Origin of the sequence: Clostridium puniceum (genome assembly GCF_002006345.1) — a bacterium.
GTDB classification, from domain to species: Bacteria; Bacillota; Clostridia; order Clostridiales; family Clostridiaceae; genus Clostridium; species Clostridium puniceum.
In genome coordinates this window covers 58,725-70,857 of record NZ_LZZM01000099.1, presented here as the reverse complement: position 1 = coordinate 70,857, position 12,133 = coordinate 58,725, and the positions used below count along the sequence as shown (strand labels likewise).

At 28.6% G+C, this 12,133-nt stretch carries 12 protein-coding genes; 1 reads left to right on the top strand and 11 read right to left on the bottom strand.

Features of this window, described 5'->3' with window-relative positions; translation table 11 throughout:
* Window position 1 precedes the first annotated feature (1 nt).
* From CLPUN_RS07750 to CLPUN_RS07710, 10 genes are all read right to left on the bottom strand, one after another.
* On the bottom strand, window positions 2-1,450 hold the full coding sequence (locus CLPUN_RS07750) for a nitrogenase component 1 (protein WP_077846734.1): 1,449 nt from the start codon (window positions 1,448-1,450) through the stop codon (window positions 2-4).
* Window positions 1,451-1,507: 57 nt separating this feature from the next.
* Window positions 1,508-2,260, bottom strand: a complete 753-nt coding sequence (locus CLPUN_RS07745; protein ID WP_077846733.1) for an amino acid ABC transporter ATP-binding protein — start codon at window positions 2,258-2,260, stop codon at window positions 1,508-1,510.
* A gap of 4 nt (window positions 2,261-2,264) precedes the next feature.
* Complete coding sequence (locus CLPUN_RS27565; protein WP_158078720.1) at window positions 2,265-2,441, bottom strand: hypothetical protein; 177 nt, start codon at window positions 2,439-2,441, stop codon at window positions 2,265-2,267.
* Window positions 2,438-3,148: an amino acid ABC transporter permease gene (locus CLPUN_RS07740; RefSeq protein WP_077846732.1), complete on the bottom strand. Its 711-nt coding sequence runs from the start codon at window positions 3,146-3,148 to the stop codon at window positions 2,438-2,440. The genes CLPUN_RS27565 and CLPUN_RS07740 overlap by 4 nt, the downstream gene beginning before the upstream one ends.
* A gap of 16 nt (window positions 3,149-3,164) precedes the next feature.
* The gene (locus CLPUN_RS07735; RefSeq protein ID WP_077846731.1) at window positions 3,165-3,851 is read right to left on the bottom strand and encodes an amino acid ABC transporter permease; all 687 of its coding nucleotides are present in this window, start codon (window positions 3,849-3,851) and stop codon (window positions 3,165-3,167) included.
* Window positions 3,852-4,011: 160 nt separating this feature from the next.
* Window positions 4,012-4,839, bottom strand: coding sequence for a transporter substrate-binding domain-containing protein (locus CLPUN_RS07730; protein ID WP_077846730.1), 828 nt, complete (start codon window positions 4,837-4,839; stop codon window positions 4,012-4,014).
* A 397-nt stretch (window positions 4,840-5,236) separates the two neighbouring features.
* Window positions 5,237-5,491: a hypothetical protein gene (locus tag CLPUN_RS07725; RefSeq protein ID WP_242954076.1), complete on the bottom strand. Its 255-nt coding sequence runs from the start codon at window positions 5,489-5,491 to the stop codon at window positions 5,237-5,239.
* A gap of 412 nt (window positions 5,492-5,903) precedes the next feature.
* Window positions 5,904-7,034, bottom strand: a complete 1,131-nt coding sequence (locus tag CLPUN_RS07720) for a tetratricopeptide repeat protein (protein ID WP_077846729.1) — start codon at window positions 7,032-7,034, stop codon at window positions 5,904-5,906.
* A 525-nt stretch (window positions 7,035-7,559) separates the two neighbouring features.
* A complete protein-coding gene (locus CLPUN_RS07715; RefSeq protein WP_077846728.1) occupies window positions 7,560-8,429 on the bottom strand; it encodes an alpha/beta hydrolase in 870 nt (289 codons plus the stop codon).
* Window positions 8,430-8,518: 89 nt separating this feature from the next.
* Entirely contained in the window at window positions 8,519-10,513 is a 1,995-nt protein-coding gene (locus CLPUN_RS07710) for an oxidoreductase (RefSeq protein WP_077846727.1), read from the bottom strand.
* A gap of 295 nt (window positions 10,514-10,808) precedes the next feature.
* On the opposite strand from CLPUN_RS07710, the gene CLPUN_RS07705 reads away from it, so the two are divergent.
* Window positions 10,809-11,360 carry a PadR family transcriptional regulator gene (locus CLPUN_RS07705; protein WP_077846726.1) on the top strand — a complete coding sequence of 184 codons (552 nt, stop codon included), beginning with the start codon at window positions 10,809-10,811 and terminating at the stop codon, window positions 11,358-11,360.
* A 364-nt stretch (window positions 11,361-11,724) separates the two neighbouring features.
* Here the strand turns inward: CLPUN_RS07705 and CLPUN_RS07700 are convergent, their stop codons facing one another.
* Window positions 11,725-12,132 (bottom strand): FMN-binding protein, encoded by a 408-nt coding sequence (locus CLPUN_RS07700; protein WP_077846725.1) that lies wholly within the window; start codon window positions 12,130-12,132, stop codon window positions 11,725-11,727.
* Window position 12,133: the final 1 nt, after the last annotated feature.

The following is a 12,133-nucleotide window of genomic DNA, read 5'->3' as shown; positions in this document are numbered from 1 at the left end:
CTTACACCCTTTCCTTCAAATACTTGAATGCATTTTCTTTATACCAAGCTTCCTTGTATGGAAGTTTTTTATGTTCAGCTAGCTTAATATTAAAACTTGGATTTTCAATTGAATTTTCAATTTTTCTTCCTAAATATATGAGTCCATTATATCCAAAGGTTGGTCTCTTAGCTTCTAGGATGTGTGTTGATGGAATTCCAAGCTTTGATACCCAATTAGACATTCCAAGAAAAAAGTCTGGTTTTAACCTATTAACAAGATTAACCTGCTCAAAAGGCTGCATATTAGCCACATCAATAATAAAATCTCCACCATGAATTTTTTCTAATTCATCGAAGCTTTCTATAAAAGCTTCCTCATAAGTAGGAGTTTGTATTCCAACAAGTTTCATTCCAAAGTCTTCTATTAAGCTTGCTGCTGCAATTCCTCTTCCTGTACCTGCACATATAAATACTTTCTTACCTTCTGTTATCTTTCTTATTTTAGAAATTTCTGGAATAACCTTTTTATGCTGTTCTTCAATATATTTACGAGCAACGCCTTCCTTTCCCACTAGCTTTGCAACAGATAAAAACCACTCATCAGTACTTCTTATACCTATTGGCATACCAGTTATAGAATAAGGAATATCATATTCATTCTTTAAGTATTCCATAAATTCATCTGCAAACACTTGGCATATAGCTACTGAATATTCTGCCTTTATTATTTTTCTAAGTTTTTCAACACTTGAATAAAATGGTATATAGTTTACATGTAACCCTAATACATCTAATAAATTTTCTATTTCCTTTTGATCTTCATATCCTATAGACGTGGTTGCAAAAACATTTATTAGCCCTTTTTCTTTTTCAATATGTTCATCTGTAAGTACATATTTTATTATTGAATTAAATGCTGTATCAAATCCTGTTGCTGGTACCTTTGACTTAAATCCCTCACAATGCACTGGAACTAAAATAGCATCAATTTCTTTTTGCAGATTAATTGCTACAGAATCAACATCATCACCAATTATCCCTGATGCACAAGAAGTAAATATAAATATTATATTTGGCTTATATCTAGAATTTAAGTCAACAATTGCTTTTTTTAATTTTTCTTCTCCACCAAAAACAATATCTTTTTCATCTAAACTAGTAACAATATATCTAGCATTTCTAATATTATGAATTCCTCTATGATATTGACCTACCTTAAAATTATCATTCATAAATGATACACATCCCACACAACCATTAGGTGAATGTACTACAAAGGCTGCATCTTCCATTGATAAAAATGCTTGAATACTATTTATCTGTTGACATTGAGTAGTTTGTGCAAAACTTCTGTCGGCATTTTTTAAGCATCTTTTTTTTAAACGCTCTGAAAGTTTTCGACTACAATCACCGCCTCCAGTAACTGCATATTTCCTATCTTCTCTATTTCTTTCAACTATCTTCGCCATTTTATCACTCCTAAACTAATACATATTCATGATGAGTTGTTATTTTTTTGAATATGACTAAATTGTGTAATTCCATTCTGGAAGTATTCTCTTTAAAAATTGCTTAGTTCGATCTCCCTTGGGATTGGAAAATATATCCTCTGGAGAACCTTCCTCTACTACAACTCCTCCATCCATAAAAATCACCCTGCTGGCTATATCTGATGCAAAAGACATTTCATGAGTAACTACAATCATAGTAATCCCTTCTTTCGCTACAGTTTTCATTACAGAAAGTACTTCTCCTACAAGCTCAGGATCAAGAGCAGAGGTTGGCTCATCAAATAAAATTACTTCTGGATTAAGAGCAACCGCACGTGCTATTCCAACCCTCTGTTGTTGCCCTCCTGAAAGCTGAGATGGATAAAAATTGTATTTATCACTTAATCCAACCTTATCTAGTGTCTTTTTACTTATTTCTTCTGCTTCTCTTTTTGGTATATTCCTCGCAATAATTAAGCCTTCCATTACATTTTCAAGTGCTGTTTTATTGCTAAAAAGGTTGTAGCATTGAAAAACCATAGCTGTCTGTCTTCTAATTTCTAATATATCTTTTTTATTTGCACTTTTGAAATGAACAATTTTTCTGCCTACTACTAGCTGACCTTCATCTGCTTTTTCAAGAAAATTTATACACCTTAATAAGGTAGTCTTTCCTGATCCACTTGGACCTAATATTACAACTACTTCGCCTTTATTAACTTTAATATCAACACCCTTTAAAACTTCATTTTTACCAAACTTCTTATGGACTCCCTTTATTTCAATCAAAATTTCAACTCCTTTCTCCCTCTAAATAGTAATATGGTTCAAAATCAGTTCCTGTTTTAACAGTAACTCTATTTTCCCTATCTACAACAGTTGTACTATTTGAGCATATAAACGCCATACCTATTAAGATTAGTGTTAATAAATAAATTTTAAGAAATTCTATTATATTTATTCTTTTCATACACATTCACCTCTTGTATATAATCTCAAATATTTTTCTATAATAAAGGAGCCTTTTTCTATACAAGCACATAATATCCAATATACAATCGCTGCTGCTATATACGCTTCTAAAAACTTATAATTTGCAGTCGCCGTTATTAAAGCTCCATTCATTATGTCTACTATAGCTACTAAATAAGCTATAGAAGAGCCTTTAATAAGCCCTATAAAATTACTACATAATGATGGAACAATTACTGGTAATGCTTGTGGAATTATAATTCTTCTTAATGTTTGTCTTCTTGTAAGTCCTACAGAATATGATGCTTCAAACTGTCCTTTGCCTACTGAAATTAAACCTGCCCTTATTGTTTCTGATATATTAGCAATAGCAGAAATTGATATTGCTACAATTGCTATATAAATAACATTTATATCTTTAGAGTGAATAGTCCAATTAAATTTATCTGCAAAGGTATCAAACTCTTTGGTTACTTCAAAATAAACTATATAAAGTATTAACACAAGAGGAATTCCCCTAATAATAACAACAAAAATCTGTACTAACTTACTCAAAACTTTAACTTCATATATTCTTATTACTGCTATCAATGTCCCTAAAATACTGCCTATAATAAGAGGTATGGCAGCGAGTTCCAAAGTAATAGGTATATATTTTAGCGCTTCCTTTAAAGCTGTAATCATAAAGCTTATATCAAAACTCATATCTTCACCTGCCACACTATATTTTTTTTACATGCAATTTTTTCTCTATTCTCGAAAAAAGCTGTTCTAGTAAAATAGATAATATAAAGAAAATAATTGCTGCTGAAACATACCCTTCTAAAGAACGATATGTATTGGCTGCTATAGCATTAACCTTTCCCATTACATCTATTATTCCAAGTGTAAATGCCAATGATGTATCTTGAAGAAGTCCCACTAAAGTAATTCCAAGTGTTGGCAATATTATAATAATTGATTGGGGTGCGATTATTCTTGAAAAAGCTTGCAATTTTGTCATCCCAACTGAATATGCAGCCTCAACTTGTCCTACTGGAATATTTGCTATTGCTGCTCTCATCATTTCTGCTTTAAAGGCTGCTGCATTAAGTCCATAGGTAATTATAACAAAGTATAATTTATCCCATCTATTTATGTTTATCCCTATTTTCATTAATAATATTGGCAGTCCATAGAATACTATAAACATTTGCACAAGTATTGGTGTCCCACGCATAAATGATATATAAACAATAGAAAGTTGATTTAACAATGGTACTTTATATACACGAAATAAAGCTAATATAACGCCCAAAACTAATCCAATAACAGTTGCACTTAGCACAATCAATAATGTAATGTGAAGGCGAGATAACAATTGCGGTAAATATTGAAATATTAGATTAACATCAAGGTAATTTCCCATTTTATCTCTCCTTTATAGTAATGATAGAAATCCACTAATAAACTTAATTCTGATATGACGATTATATATATGTATTCTATAGTAACAATCATATCTATATAAAATATCTTTTAGGTTAACTTTCACTAAAAATGACTTTCATCAAATTTATTACTTATAATTATTCATTAGTTGTGTAATCCCCACCTAAAATTTTTATTGAAATTTTAGCCAATGTTCCATCATCTTTTAATTCTTTTAATGCTTTATCAAATTCACGTTGCAGATTTATATCATCTTTTCTAAAAACATAGTAAGTATTTGATGTCGCTATAGGATCACCAACAGTTTTTAATTTATCTCCATAAGTTTGATTATATGAGTCAACAATTCTTTTAATTGACACAAAAGCATCTATTCTTCCATCTTCAATATTTTTGATAGTAGTAGCTGCATCAGATGATGATGTATAAACAAGGTTTATAGCATTATTATGTTCTTTGTTATATTGTTCTAAAATATAAGCATCATTACTTCCTGCACTTGTTTGTACCTTTTTGCCTTCTAAATCCTTAATTGAATTTATATCTTTTCTATCTTTCCCAACAGTAATTCTTAAAATAAAATTAGTATAACTTTCAGTTCCAAATAAATATTTAGATTCACGTTCTGGATTTTTTTCAAATTGATGTGCCCCTACATCTACTTTATTTGATTCTAAGCTTAATAATATATTTTTGAATTCAAGTTGATTGAATTCAAATGTATATTGTGGAAGTTTTTTATTAATCTCCTTTAGCACTTCGATTTCATAACCAGAAAGATTGCCACTTTCATCTAAATAGCAATATGGCTTAAAAGCATTTCCCGTTCCTATTACTATAGTTTTCGCTTCAGTTCCTGATTTATTATCCGCTCCTTTTTCAGTGGCATTACCTGCACATCCTATTAAGACTGTTGTTGACATTAATATTCCTACAATAGCGTTAATAAATTTTAATTTTTTCATTGTATAGTCCCCCTTTATTCTTGCAATCTTATATAAATACTAGGTATTAATGAAATAAAAAAGGCGTTAAATAAAATTTTAGTAATTTTATTTAACGCCTCTAGTTTTCTAGTCAGCAATAATTCAAAGTATTCGTATAGGATTTATAAAGATAATATCATTATTTTATTTTCTTGTCAATTTCTAATTTAATATTGTTTCTTAATTTTTATTTTTTTGTTTTATAAACCTTTCCTACTTAAAAATCCTATAATTTCCTAGTATACGTAAAAAGCATGCAGTTTTTATTAACCACATGCTTCCATTATATTATATTGAGTATATTCAGAAATAATTGACCAACCTGCTTTGCTTACAGAAAATATATGCATATCTTTAATCTATTATTTTACATAACTTAATTAACTTTAAATTGAGATATTGCACCATTTAAATTTTCAACCACGTCATTTAATTCTTGAGCAAATTCAGATACCTTTTGAATTCCTTGAATTTGTTCTTGTGTTGCATCTGATACCTGTTCTGTTGTTGTAGCTGTTTCTTCTGAAATAGAAGAAATATTTTCCATTGATATTTTAGTCTTATCTGTAGAACTAACTATTTCATCAATTGATAAAACCATTTCTTTTAATTGATTCTCTATTTTATCCATGCCTTCAAATATTGTTTTTTTTGTTATCAGTTATATTTTTTAATGTTTTTTTCTTTCTGATTTTTAAAAATTTACTCATTATGCATCCCTCCAAGTGTTTCTTTTATAGATATCGTTTACATAAAGATGAAAATTTATTCTTTAATGTTATATGAATATAATATATAACAATACTATAACTTATTTCATTTTATGCTAATTAATAGTTAAACTTATTAAAACCTCTTAATTTATATACATTAACTTTTATTTAGCAGTTTAAACATTTTAATATAAAAAAGGTATTATGTAAAAATAATGTTTTGATTATTTTTACATAATACCTTTTGCAGTATCTCTTTCCCATTTAATTCCATAAACAATAAGTAGCTTATGTAAAAAGTCTGTTTACTTTAGCAGTTGAATAATAATTCTAATTACCAATTTGACTTATCATCATTCGAGCATTTGAGGCATATTGGGACTTGGGATAATTATCTTTTACTTTATTGAAATATATAAGAGCATTATCATTATCATTTGTTTCTTTATAGCACATCCCTATTTGAAAAGTAATCCATGGCATAAGATCTAATTTAGGATCAATCTCTGAAGCTATTATTAATTTAGGAAGTGCTTCTAAATACTTTTTTTGCTTGTACAGCTTATTACCATCATTGTATATAATCCATAGTGAATTTGGTTTTAAACTTTGCCACAACTTATCAAATTTCATTTTTGTTTCGTCATCAAAGCTATTACTTTTCATACTTATTAAAATGCTAGCAGCTTTCTCATAATTTCCATTATTCAAAAATTCTTCAGCATCCTTTAACATACTTACAATATTATTTTTATAATTGTCTGAGTCCAATTTAGTATCCGCTAAATTATTTTGCATATTTTTATATTCTCCATTTGATACAGTATTTTCCTGCATCAAAACCTCATCTTCATCTGAATTTATATATGTTTCTTCATTAGAATCATGCATTTTATTATTTTTTTGCTCCCCTTGAATGCTTGTATTAAATTTTGTGAAAACTCCTTGAATAGTTTCTTGATAAAAATAGTTTATGCTGACTCCAGCTATAACAACCATAAAAATTACTAAACTTATAACAATATTTCTTTTTGAATATATGGCTAAATTATATTGTTTCTTTTTATTATTAGAAACATTTTTAACAATTTCTGTAACCGTTATACATTCATCCATAGATTTTTTAATTGATAAACTTTGCATATATTCATTTGCTAATTCATTGTACATTATATCTTTATTAAGTTTTTTAAAAGTTTTTTCTGCTTTTTTATATTCTTTCATATTAACATAGCATAACCCCATAAGTTTAATAGCTTCTGTAAAACCTTCATTATAGGATAAAGCTTTTTTTAAATCATTTATTACTAAATCGAAATTGCCTTTCTTCACTTCTCCTATTGCTGTATTATATAAAATAATAGATTTCTTAATATTATCATCAATTATATATTGGCTCAATTCTATTTCCTTTATATTAATCGAACGTGCATTTTTTATTTCTAAATCAAAATCAACCAATTAATTTCCCCCTAAAATTTTATATAATTATACATAGAATTTTATTTTCAGATGCTTAATTCTATATTAAAACATATACCTTTTATATACTTAAGATTTACTTATGTGTATATACGCATTCTAACAAACTATGTCATAAAATTCAATAAAAAGTCTCATTGTTAAATATGTCCAGATTAATTTTTCATTCATTTCTTTATATACATATCATTTCTTTAAAAATCATACATTATGAATTTTAAAGGAATTCATAATATTATTATCTAATCATATTGTGATTCAATCATATAAAAAATAAGCTATTTAAAAATAGAAAATTTATTTCTATTTTTAAATAGCCAATCAAATCAAAGTTTCAATGTTTTTATTAATAAATCTTTTTAATAATTCGATAGTCTCAGATCTTTATCCATCTTGAAATTTAACTATATTTTGAGTTTTCTAACATGTACAATCATTTCTTGCATCATATTATTTAACACTTCTGATGATGATGAAACTTCTAAAATTAAAAATTTTCTAAAACTAATTAGATAGATATTTTCTTATTCCATCAATCATCATCTTATGTGCTTCTTTACTTTCAGGTAAATCAAAATCTGAAATTGTAAAGCCATGTCTTACTCCATAAAATCTCTTTGCATTTGTTTCAACTCCTGATTTTACAAGCTTCTGTGCATAATATTCTCCTTCGTTTCTAAGAGAATCTATTTCGCAAGTTATAACTACTGCTGGTGGGAGATTCTTAAGTTCCTCTTCTATTGCAAATATTGGAGAACAATATGGTTTTTTAGCATTCTCTTCTTTCCTATAACACTCATCAAATATTAAAGCTATTTCAGGTGGTATTGCCCCTTCTATATAGAATTTTTCTGTTGCTGGTGTTGACAAATCAAGAGGTGGATAATCTAATATTTGGCATTTAAATGAGAATTCTTTTTTTTCCTTTGCCATCATACACACTACTGTTGAAATATTAGCACCAGCACTATGACCTCCAATTGCCATATTACTCGGATCAACTCCAAATTCATCACTATGTAAATTTAAGTACTTTATAACATCATAAACATCATTTTTATCTGTTGGACACTTATATTCAGGTGCAAGTCTGTAGTCAATTGAAATAGCAGTAATATCTAATTCATTTCTAACCTTATCACAAAACCTATCATCATCCTCTGGTAAGCCCGCTACAAATCCGCCACCATGAACATCGAAAAATATAGGTGACATTACTTTCTCATTTTTAGATTTATAAACCAAACAACGTGTTTTTCCCTCTCTAGTTGGAATAAAAATTTCTTCTCCTAAAATCTTTGAAGCTTTTGCTCTAGCAAGGCTTCCTTTTCTCATGTTGTTTACAATTTCCAAACTATTTTCTTTATCACTCATAAATTAATTTTCTCCCTTCATATACGCTTCATCTAAATTACTGGCAAAGTGCCATCCATAAAATATACATGACACTTTATTATTAATAGCTATATATGATTTGCTATTTCATAAGCATCCCAAATGGCATACATAATATTAGATACTTTACGTGCATCCCCTAAAAGATGAATTTCTGGAATTTCAAATTCTAATTCTTTATATAAAGAATCTTCTTCTTTATATCCTACAGAAAGTATTACTGAATCACATTGAAGCTTTTCTGTTCCATTTTCTGTTTCTATTTCTAAACATCCATCTTTATATGTTTTTACCTTTGAATTTGTTTTAATATCAATATTATTAAACGGAATTAACTTTTCAAGCATTTCACTATTTGCAGAACATAGAGGTTCATTTAATGCTAAAATTTTGTGCAAAGCCTCTACTATAGTAACCTTTTTACCTTTTTTAGCCAAATCAAGTGCAAGTTCACATCCAACTAAACCTCCACCTACTACAACTGTACTATTTCCCACATTTTTCTTACCTAATAAAACGTCTGTTGCTACAAATACCTTATGATCATCTCCAAGTGAAAATACCTTTGGAATTGAACCTGTAGCCATAATTACGCTATCAACATTATAATTTAATATTTGTTCCTTTGTTATTTCACTATTTAAATGTACTTCAACTTTTAGTTCTTTTAATGTATTTTCATACCAATCAGCTAATGCAATATCATCTTCTTTAAAATCTGGTGATCCTCCTGGAATAAGATTTCCTCCTAGTCTATCACTTTTTTCATACAATACTGGTTCATGACCTCTAAGAGATAGAACTCTTGCTGTCTCGCAGCCTGCTACTCCACCACCAATTATTAGAACTTTTTTCTTCTTTAATATAGGTGTAAGTGCATTATCTTTTTCTTTACAAGCTTGAGGATTAACAGCACAGTTAAGCATTGAATAGTGTTGAATACGCCCCATACATCCTTCTTGGCATGATATACATGGTCTAATTGATTTATAATTATTAGCTTTTAATTTATTTACATAATCAGGATCAGCAAGAAGTGGTCTTCCCAAACTTATAATATCACATGTTCCATTTTCTATAGCTTCAAGTGCCATATCTGGATTGTCCATTCTTCCTGCACATATGATTGGTACATCTACATTTTCTTTCATTAGCTTAGCATATGGCCTATACAAGCCCTTTTCTTGATACATTGGAGGATGACTCCACCACCACGAATCATAAGATCCAACATCTGTATCTAATGAATCATATCCATATGATACAAGCAATTTAGCAGCTTCAATTCCTTCTTCTAAATCTCTACCCTTTTCAGTGAATTCTTCGCCCGGAAGTGCTCCGTCTCTTAAATCTTTAATAAAACTTTTTGGTGAATATCTAAGCGTTACTGGAAAATCTTCTCCACACCTATCTTTAATTTCTACAACTATTTCTTGTGCAAAGCGAAGTCTATTTTCTAAACTACCACCATATTCATCAGTTCTGTGGTTAAATAATGAAATAGCAAATTGATCTATAAGATACCCTTCATGAACAGCATGAATTTGCACTCCATCAAAACCTGCTCTCTTTGCATTGAAAGCTCCAGCTCCAAATTTTTTAACTATAGATTTAATTTCATCTACTGTAAGTTCACGACAAGTCTTATCAAGCCATCTATGTTTAATTGGTGATGGCGCAATGGGAGGAAACTCTCCAAGATTAGTTGGTATAGTAACCCTTCCAAATCCGCCTGACATTTGTAAAAATACTTTTGCATTATACGCATGTATTCTTTCTGTCATTTCCCTTCCTGTTCTAACAAATTGAACTGGATTATGTGTAGGACATGGAACATTTGGCATTCCATGTTCTTCAACTTCATTATCCACAAAAGTGACTCCTGTGATTATTAAGCCAGTCCCACCTTTTGCTCTTTCAATATAATAGTCAATTCCTCTTTGATTAAAGCCGCCTTCACTATCAGCTAATCCAAGTGGACCCATTGGTGCCAATGCAAAACGATTCTTTATTTCACATTTACCAATCATAATTGGTTCAAATAATTTCTTATACTTGTTCATACACACCCTCCTAAATACAAATATTTGAAGCTTTTAACATATTATAGCTCCTAAATAATAACTCTTATACATTATATCTCCATTAAACTAAATATGTCAACATTGACATGTATTACTATTCACACTTTGTTTTCCTTTATATTTAATTGTGTTAAAATTGTTTTACAATAAAATTTGATTTTCAGGTTGTTCATTTCTGATGCTTTTAAATCTATTTATAAATTTTATTTTATAAATTTTAACTTTATTTTGTAAATTCTAAAACAATAAGAAGAATGAGGTGCTAACAATATATATGAGAACATTGAAGTATGCAATTTTAGGTCTTGTTAATAGAAGTTCATTAACAGGATATGATATAACAAAGAAATTTAATGAAGGGTTAGTAGAATTTTGGTATGCTAGACATAGCCAAATATATCCTGAATTAAAAAAATTGACAGATGAAGATCTTATTTCATATGAAACAATTATACAGGGTGAAAAACTAGAAAAAAAATTATATACCATAACTGAAAAAGGAAAAAGATCTTTACAAAAATGGCTTGCAAAAGATGATCCTTTAGAACCGACACCTAAAGATGTCTTTAAATTGAAAGCTTATTTTTGTGATGAAATGAATATTGATATTTTATTACAACAATTTGAAATTGCTCTAAATAAACATTCGGAAAGGCTTGAATACTTAGAAGCTTCTATGAAAAAACTTTCAAAAACAAAAGATATATCTAAAGTTTCCTCTCCCAGCTTTGGTGATTACATCGTCTTAAATAGCGCTATTATGAGAGAAAAAAGTTATATAGATTGGCTTAATGATTGTATAAAAAGAATTGTTAATAATAAATAATTTTTTGATTACGTGAATTCTAAGTTAAATATATTTAACTTCCTTACTTCATCTATAAATTGTCAAACTTCTATAAACAATGACAATTCATAGAAATAAGCTCCTATTCTCTTTAATAATTTGGCTGTATAAAAAATAGTGTAATATTGAGCAAATGGGCATTAATAAAGTTTAATTATACTTCTATTAATACCCACTTGGTTAATATATAGTTTGTCCTATAATGAACTTCTAACATATTCGTGAAATTTATATAGAAAGATTAATTCATAGTATTCTAATCTAGTATCAATTTATTTCTATTCATTTCCCCTACTGACGTATTATAGCTGTAAATTATAAGAAACATATTTCATATAATTCATTATTTTTGAGTTCCAGATACTAATGCGCTTTCAATTGCTTTTAAAATTACTTTACTGCTATTGGTTGCTCCTGAAACAGTATCTACTTGAACACTTTGCTCCTTAACTACCTTATCTGTAATGACTTCTGCTGGCTTTCCTTTCTCATTTTTATGTTCTAATAAATTTATATTTTTAATTTCATGATCTTTAACTGTAACAATAACTTTTGCATAAATGTAATCAACATTACAAGTACCAGTATATTCTCCATCAGAAACCTTTGATAATTCTATAGTACCAATTTTCAAATCTTTAACGGCTTTTTGATAGTTCTTTACGGAAATTAAATACTTCCCCCCAATAATAATAGCAATTAAAAGTACAAAACAAACTGCTACAACTAATATTTTGTTTATATTTACCATA